Below are 19,015 nucleotides of genomic sequence, written 5' to 3'. Positions count from 1 at the left end.
TGCCTGCGGCCTGTCCCCCCGAGGGGGAGCGAGCTTGCTTGGGGCGGCCCGGCGCGGCGCTCATGCTTCAGCCGCCTGCGCGCTGCGCTCGCTGGCCAGGCGCTGCAGGTCTTCCACGATCTGCTTCTGCGACAGCAGCGAGAGGTCGATCACCTCGCGCGCCTGGGCCACGTAGTAGGCTAGCTGCTCGTCGCTGCGCGCGATCGATTTGCCCAGCGTCTCGTCGACCTGCGCCAGGTGCGCGCCCAGCTGGGTGTTGGACTCGCTGAACAGCTGCACGGCGGCGCCGAAGGCCTCGCCCAGGCTGGCGACCTCTGCCGCACCCGCGCCGAGCTGGGCGGCGGACTCGGCCAGGCGGCTGCCCTGGTCCGCGACCTGGGCCGCGAAGCGCTCGCCCGCCCGTTCCAGCAGTTCGGCGGAGCCCGAGACCAGCGCGTCGATGGCGGCGCGCTGTTCGCTGGAGGCGTGGTTCACCGCGTCCAGCAGCGTGCGCAGCGTGTCCAGCACGCGGGCGCGTTCGTCCAGCATGGCGTTGTCGCGGGCCATGCTGTCGGTCAGCTTGTCGCGCAGTTCGGCGATGACCTCGGCGGCAGCGCGCGGCGCTTCGGCCGCGGCGTCGACCAGGCGGCCGATCTCGGCCACGGTGGCGCTGGCCTGGGCCTCGGCACGCTCGCCCATGGCCTGGGCGGTTTCGGCCAGCGCGGTGCAGATGCGCTGCTGCTGTGCCAGTGCATGGTCGCTGGCCTCGCGCCACTGGGCCGACAGCTGGTCGGCCATGGTGGTCAGCGTGGTGTTCCAGCTGGCCAGGCGCTCGGCATCGCGCGCGCCGGCCTGCGTCTGCAGATCGGCATGGGCCTGGGCCACGGTGGCCTGCAGCACGGCGGCATGGTGCGAGAAGCCGTCGGCCGCGCTGGCCAGGGCCTGGCGCGTCTCCTGGCCATGGGCCTGGGTGCTGTGCTCGTGCCGGGCCAGTGCGGCGGTCCAGGCCGCCAGGCGGTCGCTGTCGCGCTCTGCCACCTGCTGCTGCAGGGTGGCCACCTGCTCGACGAACCCGCTGGTGGCGCCTTCCAGCGCCGCGCGGGTGTGGCTGGCCAGGGCCTGCTGCGCGGCCTCGTGCCGGGCCAGCGCGGCGCTCCAGGCCGCGGCCTGTTCGGCGTTGCGGGCTGCTGCCTGCGCCTGCAGGTCGGCATGGGCCTGGGCCACGCCTTGCTGCAGCGCCGCGGCATGGGCGCCGAAGCCGTTGGCCGTGCTGGCCAGAGCCTGCTGCGTGTCGCTGGCCAGCGTCTGGGTGGCGCGCTCGTGCGCGGCCAGTGTTTCGGTCCAGGCCGCCAGGCGCTGCGCGTCGCGCGCATCCACCTGCTGCTGCAGCTGGGCATGGGCCTGTTCGACGGTCTGCAGCAGCGTGGCCGTGTGCTGCGCGAACTGCGCTGCCGTGCCGGCCAGGGCCTGCTGCGTGTCGCCGGCCAGGGCCTGCGTGGCCTGCTCGTGCCGGGCCAGGGCCTCGGACCAGGCCGCCAGGCGCGCTGCATCGCGCTGGTCCACCTGCTGTTGCAGCTGGGCGTGGGCCTGCTCGACGGTCTTCAGCAGCGCGGCCGTGTGCTCGGCGAACTGGGCCGTGGTGCCGGCCAGGGCGGCGTGCGTGCCGCTGGCCAGGGTGTCGTTGGCCTGCGCATGCTGCGCCAGGCTGTCGTGCCAGCGTTGCTCCAGCGTGCCCGTGCTGCGGGCGAGTTGGTCCGACACCTGTTCCACGAGCGCGGCCGAGCGCTGCGCGAAGCTCTGCGTGAAGCCCTCCAGGCCGGTCTGCAGGCTGTTGCCCAACTGGGCCTGGGTCGCGCGCTGCTCGGCCAGCGCCTCGGTCCAGGCGCGGGACACGCCTTCGGCACTGGTGGCGAAGCGCTGTGCCAGCTGCTCGAGCTGCTGCTGCACGCCCTGGGCCGCGCCCGCGTGCAGGGCCGCGGCCTCGCGTGCCACGCCGGCCATGGTGGCCTCCACCGCGGGCTGGATCGCGGCGCCGGCCAGGCGTGCGCTTTCCGCCAGGCTGTCCTTGAGCGAGCGGTCCACGGCACCCGCGAGGCCCGTGTAGGCCGCCTCGGTGCGGCTGTGGAAGCCCTGCTGGTCGGCCAGCAGGCGCTCGTGCAGCTGCTGGCTCTGGCGCTCCATGCCCTGCACCAGCGTGCCCAGCTTGTCCACGAGGGCGGGCATGGCCTCGGCTTGCTGGCGCAGCAGCTGGAAGGAGTCGTCGCGGCGCTGCGCCTCGGAGAAGCTGCGCAGTGTGGTGCCCGTCAGGTGGTCGAGCTGCTGGCCGGCCACCAGGCGTTCACGCCTTGCCAGCGCCGCCGCCAGGCCCAGCGTGGCCGAAGCCGCCACACCGGCCAGCGAGGTGCCGAAGGCCACGCCCAGGCCGGTCACCGGTGCGGCCAGCGCGGCGCGCACGCTGGCCAGGTCGGTCGCACCCTGCAGGGCCAGGCCCGTGCCGCGCAACGTGACCACCATGCCGAGGAAGGTGCCCAGCATGCCGAGCAGCACCAGGAATCCTGCCAGGTAAGGGGTCAGCACCGGGCCGGGCAGCGCCACGCGCTGGCCTTCGATGCGCAGGCGCACGGGGTGGCGCAACGTGGCGGGCAGGCGCTCCAGCCAAGGCCCCAGCGCCGCGGGCGGCGTGCTGCTTGCGGCCAGCACGCCGCTCAGTTGGTCGGTGGCCTGGCGGAAGCGCCACAGTTCCAGCGCGCCGAACACGAAGAACGCGCCGATCAGCGCAGTGACGGCCAGCGCCAGCAGATGGCTGCTGTCCGCGTAGCCGGCACCGACCCAGGCGATGCAGGCCAGTCCCGCGAGCAGGACGGCGTGGTGGAGAACTCGGTTCATGCAGCTTGCTTGCCTCTCAACTCAAAGATTTGCACGAAGGGTCTTCATGAGCCCTTCGATCGGTTGCCAACGAAGATCCAGTTCGGCCATCAGCACGCTCTGCACCTCCTGCTGGAACACCAGGGGCCAGTCCTCCACCGCATCCTCGCCGCTGGCATCGCGCAGCTGGCGGAAGCGCTTTTCCAGCAGCTTGGGGATGCCGGCCAGCAGCCGGTGCTCCTGGTTGCCGATGACCTGCTCCAGCACCGTGTCCACCGTCGCCAGGCGTGCCAGCGCCGGCGAGCGCGCCGACAAGGCCATGCGCAGGCGCCCGCGCAGGGGCGCGATGCCCGCGGCCATGGCCGACTGGCGCGCCAGCACGCAGCGCCGGAAAGGCGGAAAGCCGGGTGTGGCCTCCTTGACCTCGCCGGGCAGCGGCACCGGCGGGGCACGGAACTCCACCGTGGCGGCCGCCGTTTCCTCGGCGATGGCGCGGGCCAGGGCAGTGCGCAGCCGCGCAGCGGCGCCGGCCGTGGCCTGCAGCGATGCCGCCGCCTTGGCCGCGTCGCCGGTGGCCGGCGTTGGCTGTGGCGCGTCCTTCAAGGCCGTGAACAACGGCATGGCGTCGGTCCACCGGAGCCAAAGCCCCAGGCGGTCCGCAAAGCCCTGCGAGGAGGGGCGCACGTCCGACCCGGCCAGGCGGGCCAGCAGACGGACCAGTGCCGAGTCGGGCGTGCCTGTGTGCCGTGACGCTTGCACCATGCCGACGAATTCGAAAAAACCGCGCAGTCTACATGGCCGGCGTGGCCGGAACTGTCACAGCTTGTGCGCCAGCCGACGCGGAGCCGGCGTGTACTGGAGCGATCTGCAGGCTTTGGCAGGAAGATTTTTTTGCTGGGCGGTGGAATAAGCGCACGCTGCCATCCGTCCATGCCGGTGTTCCTCAACCCCTGCGGAGACCGCAACCATGAACACCCGCCTCGCTTGCACACTCGCCCTGGCGCTCACCGCCGCCTTCACGCTGCCGGCCCAGGCCGAGCCCGCGCCCAAGATGGCCGGCGGCATGCTCGTCAATGCCAGCGGCATGACGCTGTACACCTTCGACAAGGACACGGCCGGCAGCGGCAAGAGCGTGTGCAACGGCCCCTGCGCCACGCTGTGGCCGCCGGCGATGGCCGATGCCGACGCCAAGCCCGCCGGAGACCTCAGCGTGGTCACGCGCGACGACGGTGCCAAGCAGTGGGCCTACAAGGGCAAGCCGGTCTACACCTATGCGCCCGACAAGAAGGCCGGCGATGCGACGGGCGACAACTTCAAGGACATCTGGCACACCGTGAAGTGAGCGGCCGGACCGCCGACACTTGGCGCCCATGCGCTCCCAGGACGAAGCCGAGATCGTGGCCTGCATCCCCAGCCTGCGCCGCTACGCGCGCGGGCTGGTGGGCGAGCGCGACCGTGCGGACGACCTGGTGCAGGACACGCTGGAGCGCGCCTGCGCGCGCTTTGCGCTGTGGCGCCGGCATGGCGAGGTCCGGGCGTGGCTGTTCGGCATCATGCACAACCAGTTCGTCGACCGGCTGCGCGCCCAGCGCAGCCGGCCCGAGGACAGTGCCGGCGACGCGCTGCCAGAGCAGCCGCAGCGCCCGCAGCAGACCGATGCACTGGAACTGCGCGACCTCGATCGCGTGCTGCAGCGCCTGCCGCCCGAACACCGCGAGGTGCTGCTGCTGGTGGCGGTCGAGGAGCTGAGCTACCAGGAGGTGGCCAGCGCCATCGGCGTGCCCGTGGGCACCGTGATGTCGCGCCTGTCGCGCGCCCGCGCCCGCCTGCAGCAAGAACTCCAGGGGCCGGACGCCGGGCGCCCGGACACGACGGCCGACCGCCTCCGACGCGTGAAATGACCATGGACGACCCCCGACTCCACCCCAGCGCCGCGGGCGCGCCGCCGCCGATCACCGAGGCCGACCTGCACGCCTGCGCGGACCGCCAGCTGCCGCCCGAGCGGCAGGCGCAGGTCGCGCAGTTCCTGGCCGCGCACCCCGAGGCGCAGGCGCGCGTGCAGGCCTGGCAGCAGCAGAACGCGCTGCTGCGCGGCCTGCTCGATCCGGTGCGCGAGGAACCCGTGCCGCTGGACCTGGCCCTGCCGCCGGCGCGCGCGGCCTTCCCCTGGCGCAGCCTGGCGGCCGGCCTGCTCGTCGCCACGGTGAGTGCGGGCGCAGCCTGGTCGCTGCGCGGCATGGTAGAGGCCGGCGCGGTGTCCCGGATGGCGGCCAGCGGGCCCGCGTTGACCGGCTTCGCGCAGCGCGCGGCCGTCGCGCATGCGGTCTACAGCCCCGACAAGCGCCGCCCCGTGGAAGTGGGCGCAGACCAGGAGCAGGCTCTGGTCACCTGGCTCACGCGCCGCATGGGCGCCGCGGTGCGCGCACCCGCGCTGGCGCCGCTGGGCTACGCGCTGATCGGCGGCCGCCTGCTGCCGGGAGAGAGCGGCCCGGTGGCGCAGTTCATGTACGGCGCCGAGGACGGCCGGCGCCTGACGCTGTACGTCACGCGCGAAGTGGGCCAGGCCGACGCCGCATTCCGCTTCGGCCAGGACGGCGCGGTGAACGTCTTCTACTGGGTCGAAAACCACTTCGGCTACGCCATCTCGGCCGACGCCGGCCGCGACGTGCTCATGCAGGTCTCGCAAGAGGTCTACCGGCAGCTCAAGCCGGGCTGAGGCCTCGCGCGAGAATCGGGGAGCCTCCGACCGGAGCCCACCGCCCGAGAACCCGCATGCTGCCCGACCCTTCCCCGACTTCCACGCTTGCCCTGCAAGCGCCCTTGCAAGCCGCCATCGTCGACCTCGACGGCACCATGGTCGACACGCTCGGCGACTTCAGCGCCGCGCTGGACCGCATGCTGGCCGACCTTGCCCTGCCCGCCGTGCCCGCCGCCGCCGTGGCCGACATGGTGGGCAAGGGCTCGGAGCACCTGATCCGCAGCGTGCTGGCCCGCGTGCAGGCCGACCCTGGCCTGTACGACGCGGCCTGGGCCAGCTACCAGCGCCACTACCCGGATGTGAACGGCCGCCATTCACGGGTGTACCCCGGCGTCGTCGAGGGCCTGCGCGCGCTCCAGGCGCGTGGCCTGGCGCTGGCCTGCCTGACCAACAAGCCCACAGGTTTCGCACGCGCACTGCTGCGCGACAAGGGGCTCGATGGTTTCTTCTCGCAGGTGTTCGGCGGCGACGCCTTCCCGCGCAAGAAACCCGACCCCCTGCCGCTGCTGCGCACCTGCGAGGCGCTGGACAGTGCGCCGGCGCGCACGCTGATGCTGGGCGACTCCAGCAACGACGCCCGGGCCGCGCGCGCGGCCGGCTGCCCGGTGGTGCTGGTGAGCTATGGCTACAACCACGGCCAGCCGGTGCGGGCGGTCGATGCCGATGGCTGGGTCGATTCGCTGGCCGAGGCTGCTGCGCTGCTGTAGTTGGTCTCCTACCGGCACTTGCAGGCTGGTCCCACAGCGCGCTGAAGCGGGCAACTACTGGGCCCGCCCCGGCGCACGCTTAGCCTTGTGCGCATCGTCACTGCGTACAAGAGGGGATCAGGTCATGGACTTCGTCGTTTGGGCCGTCGCGGGCATCGTGGGCGTGCTGGCATTGGTGGCCGTGGGCCGCGCCATCGCCTGCTGCGTGGACGCCTGAGGCGATGGCGCGCAAGGACGCAGCCGGCGCCAAGGCACCACGGGCCGGCATCAGCCCCAAACAGCAGCAGATGCAGGCCTTCGTGGCGACCGAGCCCACGGCGGCCACCGGCCTCACCACCAACCAGGGCCTGCGGCTCTCGGACAACCACAACTCGCTGAAGGCAGGCGCGCGCGGCCCCACGCTGCTCGAAGACTTCATCCTGCGCGAGAAGATCACGCATTTCGACCACGAGCGCATCCCCGAGCGCGTGGTGCATGCGCGCGGCGCCGGAGCGCACGGCTACTTCCAGCTGTACCGCTCGATGGCGACCTACACGCGCGCCGCCTTCCTGCAGGACCCGGAGCAGCGCACGCCGGTGTTCGTGCGCTTTTCCACCGTGGCCGGCTCGCGCGGCTCGGCCGACACCGTGCGCGACGTGCGCGGTTTCGCCGTCAAGTTCTACACGCCCGAGGGCAACTACGACCTCGTGGGCAACAACATGCCGGTGTTCTTCGTGCAGGACGCGATGAAGTTCCCGGACCTGATCCACGCCGTCAAGCCCGAGCCGCACCATGAGATGCCGCAGGCCGCCAGTGCGCACGACACCTTCTGGGACTTTGCCTCGCTGATGCCCGAGACCACCCACATGCTCATGTGGGCCATGAGCGACCGTGGCATCCCGCGCAGCTACCGGATGATGGAGGGCTTCGGCGTGCACACCTTCCGGCTCGTCAATGCAGGCGGCGATGCGGTGTTCGTCAAGTTCCACTGGAAGCCCCGGCTGGGCGTGCATGGCCTGGCATGGGACGAGGCGCAGAAGATCGCCGGCACCGACCCCGATTTCCACCGGCGCGACCTGTGGGAGGCCATCGAGCGCGGCGAATTCCCCGAGTGGGAGCTGGGCCTGCAGATCATCGACGAGGGCAAGGCCGACCAGCTCGGCTTCGACATCCTGGACCCGACCAAGCTCGTGCCCGAGGAAATGGTGCCGGTGCAGCGCATCGGCAAGCTGGTGCTGGACCGCAACCCCGACAACTTCTTCGCCGAGACCGAACAGGTGGCCTTCCACCCGGGCCACATCGTGCCGGGCATCGATTTCTCCAACGATCCGCTGCTGCAGGGCCGGCTGTTCTCCTACACGGACACGCAGCTCTCGCGCCTGGGCGGGCCCAACTTCCACGAGATCCCGATCAACCGCAGCGTCTGCCCCTTCCACAACTTCCAGCGCGACGGCATGCACCGCATGGCTGTGCACCGTGGCCGTGCGGCCTACGAGCCCAACACGCTGGGCCAGGCCGGCGGAGAGTTCCGGGTGGACGGCGGGCCGCAGGGCTTCCAGGAATTCCAGGCCGCCACGGGCACCCCGCGCATCCGCCAGCGCAGCCCCTCGTTCGACGACCACTTCTCACAGGCCGCGCTGTTCTGGCACAGCCAGGGGCCGGCCGAGAAAGAGCACATCGTGGCCGCCTTCCGCTTCGAGCTGGGCAAGGTCGAGCATCCCGAGGTGCGCCAGCGCATGGTGGACAACCTGGCCCATGTCGACGCCATGCTGGCGCGCAAGGTGGCAAGCGGGCTGGGGCTGACGCCGGACCCGCGGGCGGCCGCCGGCCGCGCCGGCTTCCGCGAGGCGCGGGGCAAGCTGCCCATCGAGGAATCGGCCGCGCTGCGCATGGCCAGCCAGCCGCCTTCGGGTTCGCATCCGCTGGCCACGCGCAAGGTGGCCGTGCTGGTGGCCGATGGCGTGGAGGTGCAGGGCCTGCGCCCGGTGTTGCAGGCACTGCAGGATGCGGGCGCGCATTGCCTGGTGCTGGCGCCGCAACTGAGCCCGGTGGCCACCGAAGGCGGCCGGCAGTTCGCCGTGGACCATGCCCTGGCGACCATGCCGTCGGTGCTGTTCGACGCGGTGCTGGTGGCGGGCGGCGAGCGTGCGGCGCAGGCGCTGGACACGCTGGGCAGCGCCCACCACTTCGTGCTGCAGGCCTACAAGCACGGCAAGGCGGTCTGCGTGCTGGGGCAGGGCGCCGCCCTGTTGCGCTGGCTGGGCCTCGCTGCCCAATCCGACGCGCAGGCGCTGGCAAGGCATCCGGGCGTCGTGGTCGGGCCGGGGGGGGCCGAACGCGCGCCGGAGACGGCCAAGGCCTTCATCGAGGCCATCGGCCGCCACCGGCATTGGGACCGGCCGCTGGCCGAGTCGGTGCCGGGCTGATCAGGCCAGGCTGAACTCGTCGAACTTGAACGGCGCGCGCGCCGGGTAGCGCGTGTCGAAGGCGTAGCTGGCCAGCAGGCCGGTGCCCGAGTCGAACACGCTGTAGACCGTGATGTCGTTGCTGGTTACGAAGGGCACCGGTCCGGCGGCGCCGGCCAGCTCGACCTGCGGGTGGCGCAGCGTCGGCAGCGCCATGCTGCGGTCGTGCGGGTCGCCCTCGCGCGGGTAGTCGTCGGCAACCCAGGTCAGGGTTGTCGCTCCGGCCGTGTTGGCCGGTGTCGGCGCGGCGCTGCGACGTGGTGCCAGATCGGCCACGTAGGCGCCATAGCTGTTGCCCACGTTGGAGGTCTCGATGTAGTGCAGGCCGCCCACCTGGGCGCGGCACCACAGGTGCGAATGGCCCATGTGCACCAGCTGCACGCCAGCGGCCACCAGCAGCGGCTCGATGTCGTTCTTCCAGAGGTCGCCGGCCAGCGGGTAGTCGTACTTGATGTAGCGCATGCGGCCCGCGTCCACGATGGGCTTGATCTGCGTGTTCCACACCGCGGCCGAAATGGGAAAAGGCAGCGGCCCCAGGATCTGGCGCGCGCCGTTCTCGTCCTCGTAGTCGAAGCTGGCCTGGGTCTGGGCCATGACCGGCGTGGCGTTGTCGCCCAGGCCGAACACCGACTGGTGCACCAGCACGATGCGGTACTTGGCCGTCCGGAAGGCCTCGCTGGCCAGCTGTTCCTGCAGCCACGCGAACTGCTGCGAGCCCCGGGCGAAAGGCCAGAACTGGAAGTCGCCGAAGCCCCAGGCCTCGGGGTTGTTGATGTCGGCCGTGGCTTCGGTGAACTTGCCGCGCGTGCACGCGGCCCAGCCACGCCAGATGCGGTTGCCGTCCAGTGCGATCAGGAACACGTCGCCGATGCGCTGGCTGTAGTAGCGCTTGCCCTCGGGGCCTTCGGGCAGCGTGAAGATCTCCTCGTACGAGACGGTCTCGAAGGAGTTGTCGGCGATCCAGCGCGCGCGCACGGCAGCGTCGTTGCCGGGGTTGACAATGGCCGCCACCTGTTCGTAGCGGATCTCGGCATACCAGCGCGGTTGCGGGTCGTTGAACATGGTGTTCAGGTTGTTGGCCTGCGGCAGCCAGCGGCCCGAGTACTCGTGGTTGCCCAGGATCGGATAGATCCAGGCGTTTTGCAGCAGCGCCCCGCCCTCGTAGGTCGAGGTCGGCTGCCACTTGCGCATGGTGCCCTGCAGCGCCGCGAAGAACGGCGGGTTGTTGAGCAGGCTGTAGTCGAACCACTCCGAGGCGCGGTTCGGCACGTTGACGAGGTCGCCCGCGAAGAGAACGCCGTCGATGGGGGCCATGGTGGCCGCGACCTGCGCGTAGTTGGCCGAGGCCATTTTCTTGAGCTGCAGGTCGGAGGTCAGCAGCAGGCGGGTGGCCTGGCCCGCCGCCGGCAGCGGCTGCAGCTGGTTCTGCGCGCTGCGCAGGCCCTGGCCGTCGTTCTGGCTGACGGCCACGTAGGGCAGGCGCTCGCCGGCCTTCAGTCCCGTGACGGTTGCCTCGTGGCGCCAGATGTCGCGCTCGGTCACGCCGGCAAAGCTGCGACCGGTGACCTGCGAGGACGCATCCTCGTACATGCGGCTCATCTTGGTGGTGCTGGCGGCGACTTCGCGGTCCAGTTCCGCGCCGTAGCGCACGGCATGGCCCTGGCCTTCGAACTCGGTGAACCAGACCACGCGCACGCTGTCTGTGCCGGGTAACTGCAGCATGGGCTCGCTGAGCACCAGGCGGTCTTCGGCGAACAGGCGCGTGGGCAGCGGTGCCAGCGCGGGGGTCTCCGGGGCAGGAGCGGTATCGTCGCCACCGCCGCAGGCGGCCAGCACACTGGGACCGGACAGGGCCACCGACCACATGCCCACGCGCTTGCCGAACTCTCTGCGTTCCATCTTCGATTCCTCCGCTTCAAGGTGAAACGGTGGATTCTTGGAACGCGCCAAGGCGCCTCTATGACGCCATGTGCGGTGGGGTTATCGGCGCCGTGGCGCGGCCCCGGTCAGGTCGCGGTCTTGACCATCCGCAGCATCTTGCGGATGGTGTCGGCCAGCTCCTCGATGACGAACTTGCCGACATAGGCGTCGGCGCCGACCGTCTTCACGTGGCTTTCGTTGGTGGTGCCGGACAGCGAGGAATGGATCACCACGGGGATCGAGCGGAAGCGTGCGTCCTGCTTGATCTTGCGTGTGAGCGTGAAGCCGTCCATCTCGGGCATCTCCAGGTCGGTCAGCACCAGGGCCACCTTGGAGGAGACCGGCTTGCCTTCGGCCTCGGCCTTGGCCGCCAGGTCCTGCAGCTTGTCCCACGCTTCGCGGCCCGACTTGGTCATGATGAAAGGCGTGCCCAGCGTCGACAGGCCCTTCTCGATCAGCGAACGCGCAATCAGCGAGTCGTCGGCGGCCAGGATCACCGAGCCTTGCGGCAGGCTGACGCGCGGGCCGACGGATTCGTCGGTGATCTCCGGGCCCGGCGGCGGCATCACGGTGCGCAGGATCTGCTCCACGTCCAGCACCTGGGCCAGGCGCGTGTTGTGCACATCGCCGTCGAGCCGGGCGATGCTGGTGATCAACCCGCCGGCCGAGGTGCTGGCCTCGGCGGACAGCACCTGGTTCCAGTCCAGGCGCACGATCTCGTCCACCTCCTCGACCGCGAAGGCCTGCGTGGTGCGCGCGTACTCGGTCACCAGCAGGATGTTCAGCCCTGTCTGCGGCACGCAGCCCACGGCGGCCGGCAGGTTGATGACCGGAATCACCTGGCCGCGGATGTTGGTCACGCCCATCATGTGGGCGGTGGAGTTGGCCACGGAAGTCACGGTCGGCATGACCATGATCTCGCGCACCTTGAACACGTTGATGCCGAACAGCTCGCGGTGCTGGGAGTTGGGTGTCACGCCCAGCCGGAACAACAGCAGCTCGAATTTGTTGCTCGTCGTGAGATTGGTGCGCTCGTCGACCTCTTTTTGTACCGTACTCATGACAAGTTTTCCCCTGGACCCGTTACTAGGCTGAAACGATTGTGGGTGTCTGGAGGGGGGCTGGTCAACATCAGCCGCCAACTGGTCGCGATCAGCCGCCAAGCGGCAGCGCTGCGCGTCTCTTTGCTACACTCGCCGCCCATGTCCGCTCACAGCACCACGACATCAGGCACAGGCCGGGGAGCCTGGCCCTGGCGTAAGCCAACGACAAGCCGCACCTGATTGCACGGCGCATCGCCGTGCGCCCGTGCTCTTCGCCAGTGCAGCAGCACCCGCGCAAGGGCTTGAATGAACGAAGGCAGCACCCCGCTGCCGCCGGGACGCACCACCCCAAGCGCCCGGCGTGAACTTCGAAAGCACGCTGTGATCACTGAACTCGAATTCAAGAGCCTGTCCAAGGACGGCTACAACCGCATCCCCATGATCGTCGAGGCCTTCGCGGATCTCGAAACCCCGCTCTCGCTGTACCTGAAGCTCGCCCACTCCCAGGGCGGCGGCAAGCTGAGCTTCCTGCTCGAATCGGTCGTCGGCGGCGAGCGCTTCGGCCGCTACAGCTTCATCGGCCTGCCGGCGCGCACGCTGCTGCGCGCCAGCGGCTTCGGCGCCAACGCGCGCACCGAGGTCGTCACCGACGGCCAGGTGGTCGAGACGGCCGAGGGCAACCCGCTGGACTTCATCGAGGCCTACCAGAAGCGCTTCAAGGTCGCGCTGCGGCCGGGCCTGCCGCGCTTTTGCGGTGGCCTGGCCGGCTACTTCGGCTATGACGCGGTGCGCTACATCGAGAAGAAGCTCGAGGACAGCTGCCCGCCGGACCAGCTGGGCTGCCCGGACATCCTGCTGCTGCAATGCGAGGAACTGGCCGTCATCGACAACCTGTCGGGCAAGCTCTACCTGATCGTCTACGCCGACCCGAAGCAGCCCGAGGCCTATGCCAACGGCAAGCGCCGGCTGCGCGAGTTGAAGGACAAGCTGCGCTATTCGGTCAGCGCGCCGCAAGTGAAGCCCACGCTGGCGCACCCGGCCGAGCGGCCGTTCGGCAAGGCGGCCTACCTCAAGGCCGTGGAAGAGGCCAAGGAGCTCATCGCCGCTGGCGACTTCATGCAGGTGCAGGTGGGCCAGCGCATCAGCAAGCGCTACACCGAGTCGCCACTGTCGCTGTACCGCGCGCTGCGCTCGCTGAACCCCAGCCCCTACATGTACTACTACGACATGGGCGACCACCATGTCGTGGGCGCCTCGCCCGAAATCCTGGTGCGCCAGGAGATCACCGAGGCCGGCGAGCAGAAGGTCACGATCCGCCCGCTGGCCGGCACGCGGCCGCGCGGCGCCTCGCTCGAGCAGGACAAGGCGGCCGAGGTCGAACTCGTGAACGACCCCAAGGAGCGGGCCGAGCACGTGATGCTGATCGACCTGGCGCGCAACGACATCGGCCGCATCGCCAAGATCGGCACCGTCAAGGTGACCGAGGCCTTCGCCGTGGAACGCTACAGCCACGTGATGCACATCGTCAGCAACGTCGAGGGCATCCTGAAGGACGGCATGACCAACATGGACGTGCTGCGCGCGACCTTCCCGGCCGGCACGCTGACCGGTGCGCCCAAGGTGCATGCCATGGAACTCATCGACAAGCTCGAGCCGACCAAGCGCGGCCTGTACGGCGGCGCCTGCGGCTACATCAGCTATGCGGGCGACATGGACGTGGCGATTGCCATCCGCACCGGCGTGATCAAGGACCAGACGCTGCACGTGCAGGCCGCGGCCGGCGTGGTGGCCGACTCGGTGCCCGAGCTGGAGTGGAAAGAGACGGAAGCCAAGGCGCGCGCGCTGATGCGTGCGAGCGAACTCGTCGAAGAAGGTCTGGAGTAAACCGCCATGGCAAAGCTTTTGATGGTCGACAACTACGACAGCTTCACCTTCAACCTGGTGCAGTACTTCGGTGAACTGGGTGCCGAGGTGGAGGTGTTCCGCAACGACGAGATCGACATCGCGGGCGTGGCGGCACGCCAGCCCGACCTGCTGGTGATCTCGCCGGGCCCGTGCTCGCCGGCCGAGGCCGGCATCTCGGTCGAGGCGATCCGGCATTTCGCGGGCAAGCTGCCCATCCTGGGCGTGTGCCTGGGGCACCAGAGCATCGGCGCGGCCTTCGGCGGCCAGATCGTGCGCGCGCAGCAGCTCATGCATGGCAAGACCAGCGAGATCACCACCACGCGCGAAGGTGTGTTCGCTGATCTGCCGGAGCGCTTCACGGTCAACCGCTACCACTCGCTGGCCATCGCGCGCGACAACTGCCCGGCCGCGCTGGCCGTGACGGCCCGCACCGAGGACGGCGAGATCATGGGCGTGCGCCACAAGGAGTTGCCGATCCAGGGCGTGCAGTTCCATCCCGAGTCCATCCTGACCGAGCATGGGCACGCGATGCTGCGCAACTTCCTGGAGCAGAAGTGATGGCCGTGGTTGACCTGCGCAGCGACACGGTCACGCGACCGACGGAGGCCATGCGCGCGGCCATGCTGGCCGCGCCACTGGGCGACGACGTGTTCGGCGACGACCCGACGGTGCAGGCGCTGCAGGAACGCATCGCCGGCCTGTTGGGCTTCGAGGCCGCGCTGTTCGTGCCCAGCGGGACGCAGAGCAACCTGTGCGCCATCCTCGCGCACTGCGGCCGCGGCGACGAGTACATCGTGGGCCAGATGCAGCACGCCTACCGCTGGGAGGCCGGCGGCGCCGCCGTGCTGGGCAGCGTGCAGCCGCAGCCGATCGCGCATGCGGCTGACGGCACGCTGCCGCTGGCGGAGATCGAGGCCGCGATCAAGCCCGACGACGCGCACTTCGCGCGCACGCGGCTGCTCGCGCTCGAGAACACGCTGGGCGGGCAGCTGCTGCCGTTCGACTACGTGCAGGCTGCCACGAAGCTGGCGGCCGACAAGGGCCTGGCACGGCACCTGGACGGCGCGCGGCTGTTCAATGCCGCGACGGCGCAGGGGGCGGACGCCTATGCCGAAGCCCGGCGCATCGCGCAGTGCTTCGACAGCGTCTCGGTCTGCTTCAGCAAGGGCCTGGGCGCGCCTGTGGGCTCGGCCCTGTGCGGCTCGCGCGAGTTCATCGCGCGTGCGCACCGCGTCCGCAAGATGGCCGGCGGCGGCATGCGCCAGGCCGGCCTGCTGGCGGCGGCGGCGCTGCATGCGCTGGACCACCACGTCGCGCGCCTGGCCGACGACCATGCGCTGGCGCGCCGGCTGGCCGAAGGCCTGTCCGGCATCGCCGGTGTGCATGCGCAAGCGCCGCACAGCAACATCGTGTTCGCCACGCTGTCGGGCGCGGCGCGCGAACGCGGCGCCGGGCTGCTGCCCTGGCTGGCTGAGCGCGGCATCCTGGCCACGGGCTTGTACCAGCTGCGCTTCGTGACCCACCTGGACGTGGACGCCGCTGGCGTGGACCGGGCCGTGGCGGCTGTGCGCGACTACTTCGCGCAGGCATGAGGATCAGCACATGCCCGATCTCCACCATCTGCTGCTGTTCATCGCGGCTGGCTGGCTGCTGAATCTCACGCCGGGCCCAGACGTGCTGTGCATCGTGCGCCACGCGCTGCGCGGCGGCGTGCGCGCCGGCATCGTGGCCGGGCTGGGCATCACGGCCGGCTGCTTCGTGCACGTGGCGGCCGCGGCCATCGGCGTGGGCGCGCTGCTCGCCGCCTCGGCCACGGCCTTCAACGTGCTGAAGTGGGTCGGCGCGGCCTACCTGGTGTGGACCGGCCTGCGCCTGCTGTTCGGGCGTGCCGACGCCAGCCCGCTCGCGCAGGCTGAGGCCGCTCCCCCGGGCGCACCCGTGGCACCGCGCCGCGTGTTCCTCGACGGCTTCTGGACCAATGTGCTGAACCCCAAGGTGGCCTTGTTCTTCCTCGCCTTCGTGCCCCAGTTCATCGCACCGGGCACCGCCAACGCGGCCTGGGTGTTCGTGGGGCTGGGCGTGCTGTTCAACCTCAATGCCATCCCGGTCAACGTCGGCTGGGCGCTGGCCGCGGCCTGGATGGCGCGGCGTGCCAGCGTGCAGCGCGGCCTGGCTTGGCTGGACCGCGTCGCCGGCGTGCTGTTCATCGGCTTCGGCCTGCGGCTCGCATGGGCCGCAGGCCCGGTCGCACCCGCGCGCTGATCCCCCTCTTTCGGAGACGTTCCCATGATCACCCCCCAGGAAGCGCTGCAGCGCACCATCGAGCACCGCGAGATCTTCCACGACGAGATGCTGCACATCATGCGGCTCATCATGCGCGGCGAGTGCTCGCCCGTGATGATGGCCGCGCTGATCACCGGCCTGCGCGTCAAGAAGGAAACCATCGGCGAGATCACGGCCGCGGCCCAGGTCATGCGCGAGTTCGCGACCAAGGTGCAGGTGGCCGATACACGCCATCTGGTCGACATCGTCGGCACGGGCGGCGACGGCTCGCACACCTTCAACATCTCGACCTGCGCGATGTTCGTCGCAGCGGCGGCCGGCGCCAAGGTCAGCAAGCACGGCGGGCGCAGCGTGTCCAGCAAGTCCGGCAGCGCCGACGTGCTGGAGGCGCTGGGCGTGGACATCCACCGCACGCCCGAGCAGATCGCCCAGTGCATCGCCGAGGTCGGCATCGGCTTCATGTTCGCGCCCAACCACCACCCGGCCATGAAGAACGTGGCCCCCGTGCGCAAGGAGCTCGGCGTGCGCACCATCTTCAACATCCTCGGGCCGCTGACCAACCCGGCGTCCGCGCCCAACATCCTGATGGGCGTCTTCCACCCGGATCTGGTCGGCATCCAGGTGCGCGCGTTGCAGCGCCTGGGCGCCGAGCACGCGCTGGTGGTCTACGGCAAGGACGGCATGGACGAGGTCAGCCTGGGCGCGGCCACCCTGGTCGGCGAGCTCAAGGACGGCGAGGTGCGCGAGTACGAAATCCATCCCGAGGACTTCGGCCTGGCCATGGTCAGCAACCGTGCGCTGCGCGTGGAAACACCGCAGCAGTCCGAGGCCATGCTGCGCGGCGTGATCGACGGCGAGCATGGCCCGGCCTACGACATCGTGGTGCTGAACGCGGGTGCGGCGCTGTATGCGGCCAATGTCTGCGCCTCCATTCCCGAGGGCTTGGCCGCTGCACGCCAGGCCATCGCCTCGGGCGCCGCCAAATCCAAACTGGACCAGTTCGCTGCACTGACACGCACGCTGGCCGCTGCCTGAGAAACACCATGTCCGAAGACATCCTGAAGAAGATCGTTGCCGTCAAGCAAGAGGAACTGCTGCTCGCCAAGGGCCGCAAGCCGCTGGCCGAGGTGCGCGAGGACGCCGAGTCGCGTGTGCTCACGCGCGATTTCGTCGGCGCGCTGCGCGCCAAGATCGCCGCCGGCCGCCCCGCCGTGATCGCCGAGGTCAAGAAGGCCAGCCCCTCCAAGGGCGTGCTGCGCGAAGACTTCATCCCCGCCGACATCGCGCAGAGCTATGCCGAACACGGCGCGGCCTGCCTGTCGGTGCTGACCGACCGCCAGTTCTTCCAGGGCAGCGTGGACTACCTGAAGCAGGCGCGTGCCTCCTGCCAGCTGCCCGTGCTGCGCAAGGACTTCATGGTCGATCCCTACCAGATCTACGAATCGCGCGTCATGGGCGCGGACTGCGTGCTGCTGATCGCCGCCATCCTCGACGATGCGCAGATGGCCGAGTTCGAGGCCATCGCGCTGCATCTGGGCATGGCGGTGCTGGTGGAGGTGCACGACGCGGCCGAGATGGCCCGCGCGCTCAAGCTCAAGACCCCGTTGATCGGCGTCAACAACCGCAACCTGCGCACCTTCGAGGTCTCGCTGCAGACCACGCTGGACCTGCAGGCCGCCGTGCCGACAGACCGCCTGCTCGTGACCGAGAGCGGCATCCTGCAGCCAGCCGATGTGCAGCGCATGCGCACGGCCGGCGTGCATGCCTTCCTGGTCGGCGAAGCTTTCATGCGCGCCCCCGAGCCGGGTGAGGCGCTGGCGCAGCTGTTCGGCGCATGACGGCATTCGGCCCGGTCGCGCCCGGCTGGCAGCCGGTGGTCGACAAATTTGCCGCCAGCCCCGAAGGCTGCCAACTGCAGGAGTTCCTGGCCGCGCGCCGCGCCTGCGGTGCCGTGATGTACCCGCCCGAGCCACTGCGCGCGTTGCGGCTCACGCCGCCCGATCGCGTGCGCGCCGTGATCCTGGGGCAGGACCCCTACCACGGCCCCGGCCAAGCCGAGGGGCTGGCCTTCTCTGTCGCGCCGGGCGTGCGGCTGCCGCCCTCGCTGCGCAACATCTTCAAGGAGTTGCAGCGCGACCTGGGCCATCCCATGCCGACCGGCGGTTCGCTCGCCGCATGGGCCGCGCAGGGTGTGCTGCTGCTCAACACCAGCCTGACGGTGGAAGACGGCCAGGCCGCCAGCCACGCCAGGACGGGCTGGGAGACATTGACCGACGCCTTGATCGCCCAGGTGGCGGCGGTGGCCTCGCCCTGCGTCTACCTGCTCTGGGGCGCGCACGCCCAGGCCAAGGCGCCCTTGATCGAGCGCACGGCCCAGGCGGCGGGCCGCGAGGCCTTGGTGCTGATGGCCAACCATCCTTCGCCGCTCTCGGCGCTGCGCCCCCCCGTGCCGTTCATCGGCTGCGGCCACTTCGGCCAGGCCAGCCGCTGGCTCGCCGAACGCGGCCAGACCATAAATTGGTGCTTGTCCGCTACAGCGGATGTGCAGAGTCAAAAAGTTCTGCTATAGTCCTGAGTTCGCTGGAGAGGTGGCCGAGTGGTTAATGGCAGCAGACTGTAAATCTGCCCTCTTACGAGTACGCTGGTTCGAATCCAGCCCTCTCCACCAGTGATTTTGGAAGTCGGGTTGGCGATCGATCGATAGTTGGAGTGTTGCGAAAGCGCAGTGTTTGCCGTAGTGCCCCAGGGGCGGCGGCAGGCGCAAGGCGGGAGTAGTTCAATGGTAGAACCCTAGCCTTCCAAGCTAATGACGCGGGTTCGATTCCCGTCTCCCGCTCCAACGGGCACCGATCGTCAGCAAAAGTTTGAGCGCCCTTTTGGCTCAGTGGTAGAGCACTCCCTTGGTAAGGGAGAGGTCGCGGGTCCGATTCCCGCAAAGGGCACCATGATTCCCGGCACTCCATGTGGAGTGCCGGGCGCTTGGCTAGTTGGAACGTATTTTTTTCGGAGTCGAAACATGGCAAAAGAGAAATTCGCGCGGACCAAGCCGCACGTGAACGTCGGCACCATCGGCCACGTGGACCACGGCAAGACCACGCTGACGGCAGCGAT

17 protein-coding genes and 3 tRNA genes are annotated in these 19,015 nt (G+C 69.9%); 16 read left to right on the top strand and 4 right to left on the bottom strand.

The window, feature by feature from the left end:
* Positions 1 to 60: 60 nt before the first annotated feature.
* Both DES41_RS31950 and DES41_RS31945 read right to left on the bottom strand, forming a co-directional pair.
* Positions 61 to 2,865: a DUF802 domain-containing protein gene (locus DES41_RS31950; protein WP_114471677.1), complete on the bottom strand. Its 2,805-nt coding sequence runs from the start codon at positions 2,863 to 2,865 to the stop codon at positions 61 to 63.
* Between the two features lie 21 nt (positions 2,866 to 2,886).
* Positions 2,887 to 3,606, bottom strand: coding sequence for a DUF3348 family protein (locus tag DES41_RS31945; RefSeq protein ID WP_114471676.1), 720 nt, complete (start codon positions 3,604 to 3,606; stop codon positions 2,887 to 2,889).
* A 205-nt stretch (positions 3,607 to 3,811) separates the two neighbouring features.
* Between DES41_RS31945 and DES41_RS31940 the strand changes: the two genes are divergently transcribed.
* From DES41_RS31940 to DES41_RS31920, 5 genes are all read left to right on the top strand, one after another.
* The gene (locus DES41_RS31940) at positions 3,812 to 4,186 is read left to right on the top strand and encodes a COG4315 family predicted lipoprotein (RefSeq protein WP_114471675.1); all 375 of its coding nucleotides are present in this window, start codon (positions 3,812 to 3,814) and stop codon (positions 4,184 to 4,186) included.
* A 28-nt stretch (positions 4,187 to 4,214) separates the two neighbouring features.
* Positions 4,215 to 4,745 (top strand): sigma-70 family RNA polymerase sigma factor, encoded by a 531-nt coding sequence (locus DES41_RS31935; protein WP_114471674.1) that lies wholly within the window; start codon positions 4,215 to 4,217, stop codon positions 4,743 to 4,745.
* A 2-nt stretch (positions 4,746 to 4,747) separates the two neighbouring features.
* Positions 4,748 to 5,560, top strand: coding sequence for an anti-sigma factor family protein (locus DES41_RS31930; RefSeq protein ID WP_114471673.1), 813 nt, complete (start codon positions 4,748 to 4,750; stop codon positions 5,558 to 5,560).
* Positions 5,561 to 5,616: 56 nt separating this feature from the next.
* Positions 5,617 to 6,309 carry a phosphoglycolate phosphatase gene (locus DES41_RS31925; protein ID WP_114471672.1) on the top strand — a complete coding sequence of 231 codons (693 nt, stop codon included), beginning with the start codon at positions 5,617 to 5,619 and terminating at the stop codon, positions 6,307 to 6,309.
* A gap of 221 nt (positions 6,310 to 6,530) precedes the next feature.
* The gene (locus tag DES41_RS31920) at positions 6,531 to 8,714 is read left to right on the top strand and encodes a catalase (RefSeq protein WP_114471671.1); all 2,184 of its coding nucleotides are present in this window, start codon (positions 6,531 to 6,533) and stop codon (positions 8,712 to 8,714) included.
* Here the strand turns inward: DES41_RS31920 and DES41_RS31915 are convergent, their stop codons facing one another.
* Positions 8,715 to 10,652: a metallophosphoesterase gene (locus tag DES41_RS31915; RefSeq protein ID WP_114471670.1), complete on the bottom strand. Its 1,938-nt coding sequence runs from the start codon at positions 10,650 to 10,652 to the stop codon at positions 8,715 to 8,717.
* A 107-nt stretch (positions 10,653 to 10,759) separates the two neighbouring features.
* Entirely contained in the window at positions 10,760 to 11,734 is a 975-nt protein-coding gene (locus tag DES41_RS31910) for a chemotaxis protein (RefSeq protein WP_114471669.1), read from the bottom strand.
* Between the two features lie 363 nt (positions 11,735 to 12,097).
* Here DES41_RS31910 and trpE point away from each other — a divergent pair, with 363 nt between their 5' ends.
* The 11 genes from trpE to DES41_RS31855 all read left to right on the top strand — a co-directional run.
* Positions 12,098 to 13,600 carry an anthranilate synthase component I gene (gene trpE, locus DES41_RS31905; protein WP_114471668.1) on the top strand — a complete coding sequence of 501 codons (1,503 nt, stop codon included), beginning with the start codon at positions 12,098 to 12,100 and terminating at the stop codon, positions 13,598 to 13,600.
* A 6-nt stretch (positions 13,601 to 13,606) separates the two neighbouring features.
* Entirely contained in the window at positions 13,607 to 14,179 is a 573-nt protein-coding gene (locus DES41_RS31900) for an anthranilate synthase component II (protein ID WP_114471667.1), read from the top strand.
* Positions 14,179 to 15,213 carry a low-specificity L-threonine aldolase gene (ltaE, locus tag DES41_RS31895; RefSeq protein WP_114471666.1) on the top strand — a complete coding sequence of 345 codons (1,035 nt, stop codon included), beginning with the start codon at positions 14,179 to 14,181 and terminating at the stop codon, positions 15,211 to 15,213. Before DES41_RS31900 ends, ltaE begins: the two co-directional genes overlap by 1 nt.
* 10 nt (positions 15,214 to 15,223) lie before the next feature.
* On the top strand, positions 15,224 to 15,883 hold the full coding sequence (locus tag DES41_RS31890) for a LysE family translocator (RefSeq protein WP_114471665.1): 660 nt from the start codon (positions 15,224 to 15,226) through the stop codon (positions 15,881 to 15,883).
* Positions 15,884 to 15,907: 24 nt separating this feature from the next.
* Entirely contained in the window at positions 15,908 to 16,939 is a 1,032-nt protein-coding gene (gene trpD / locus DES41_RS31885) for an anthranilate phosphoribosyltransferase (RefSeq protein ID WP_114471664.1), read from the top strand.
* A gap of 8 nt (positions 16,940 to 16,947) precedes the next feature.
* Complete coding sequence (trpC, locus tag DES41_RS31880) at positions 16,948 to 17,742, top strand: indole-3-glycerol phosphate synthase TrpC (RefSeq protein ID WP_114471663.1); 795 nt, start codon at positions 16,948 to 16,950, stop codon at positions 17,740 to 17,742.
* Positions 17,739 to 18,473 (top strand): uracil-DNA glycosylase, encoded by a 735-nt coding sequence (locus tag DES41_RS31875; protein ID WP_114471662.1) that lies wholly within the window; start codon positions 17,739 to 17,741, stop codon positions 18,471 to 18,473. Before trpC ends, DES41_RS31875 begins: the two co-directional genes overlap by 4 nt.
* A gap of 13 nt (positions 18,474 to 18,486) precedes the next feature.
* Positions 18,487 to 18,572, top strand: a tRNA-Tyr gene (locus DES41_RS31870).
* 97 nt (positions 18,573 to 18,669) lie between these two features.
* Positions 18,670 to 18,743, top strand: a tRNA-Gly gene (locus DES41_RS31865).
* A 31-nt stretch (positions 18,744 to 18,774) separates the two neighbouring features.
* Positions 18,775 to 18,849 (top strand) — tRNA-Thr (locus tag DES41_RS31860).
* A gap of 71 nt (positions 18,850 to 18,920) precedes the next feature.
* The coding region (locus DES41_RS31855; protein WP_043579567.1) for a GTP-binding protein at positions 18,921 to 19,015 on the top strand (95 nt) is incomplete at its 3' end.

Origin of the sequence: Pseudorhodoferax soli, assembly GCF_003337555.1 — a bacterium.
Classification (GTDB): domain Bacteria; phylum Pseudomonadota; class Gammaproteobacteria; order Burkholderiales; family Burkholderiaceae_C; genus Pseudorhodoferax; species Pseudorhodoferax soli.
Note: the sequence above shows the minus strand (reverse complement) of the source record. Positions and strands in the feature narration are given on the sequence as shown.

Excerpts from the sequence above, each read along its gene's own strand:
- DES41_RS31925 (WP_114471672.1), top strand. The coding sequence starts at position 5,617 with ATGCTGCCCGACCCTTCCCCGACTTCCACGCTTGCCCTGCAAGCGCCC.
- DES41_RS31935 (WP_114471674.1), top strand. The coding sequence starts at position 4,215 with ATGCGCTCCCAGGACGAAGCCGAGATCGTGGCCTGCATCCCCAGCCTG.
- DES41_RS31940 (WP_114471675.1), top strand. The coding sequence starts at position 3,812 with ATGAACACCCGCCTCGCTTGCACACTCGCCCTGGCGCTCACCGCCGCC.
- DES41_RS31900 (WP_114471667.1), top strand. The coding sequence starts at position 13,607 with ATGGCAAAGCTTTTGATGGTCGACAACTACGACAGCTTCACCTTCAAC.
- DES41_RS31910 (WP_114471669.1), bottom strand. The coding sequence starts at position 11,734 with ATGAGTACGGTACAAAAAGAGGTCGACGAGCGCACCAATCTCACGACG.
- DES41_RS31930 (WP_114471673.1), top strand. The coding sequence starts at position 4,748 with ATGGACGACCCCCGACTCCACCCCAGCGCCGCGGGCGCGCCGCCGCCG.
- trpC (WP_114471663.1), top strand. The coding sequence starts at position 16,948 with ATGTCCGAAGACATCCTGAAGAAGATCGTTGCCGTCAAGCAAGAGGAA.
- trpD (WP_114471664.1), top strand. The coding sequence starts at position 15,908 with ATGATCACCCCCCAGGAAGCGCTGCAGCGCACCATCGAGCACCGCGAG.
- DES41_RS31945 (WP_114471676.1), bottom strand. The coding sequence starts at position 3,606 with ATGGTGCAAGCGTCACGGCACACAGGCACGCCCGACTCGGCACTGGTC.
- DES41_RS31890 (WP_114471665.1), top strand. The coding sequence starts at position 15,224 with ATGCCCGATCTCCACCATCTGCTGCTGTTCATCGCGGCTGGCTGGCTG.
- DES41_RS31920 (WP_114471671.1), top strand. The coding sequence starts at position 6,531 with ATGGCGCGCAAGGACGCAGCCGGCGCCAAGGCACCACGGGCCGGCATC.
- DES41_RS31950 (WP_114471677.1), bottom strand. The coding sequence starts at position 2,865 with ATGAACCGAGTTCTCCACCACGCCGTCCTGCTCGCGGGACTGGCCTGC.
- DES41_RS31875 (WP_114471662.1), top strand. The coding sequence starts at position 17,739 with ATGACGGCATTCGGCCCGGTCGCGCCCGGCTGGCAGCCGGTGGTCGAC.
- ltaE (WP_114471666.1), top strand. The coding sequence starts at position 14,179 with ATGGCCGTGGTTGACCTGCGCAGCGACACGGTCACGCGACCGACGGAG.
- DES41_RS31915 (WP_114471670.1), bottom strand. The coding sequence starts at position 10,652 with ATGGAACGCAGAGAGTTCGGCAAGCGCGTGGGCATGTGGTCGGTGGCC.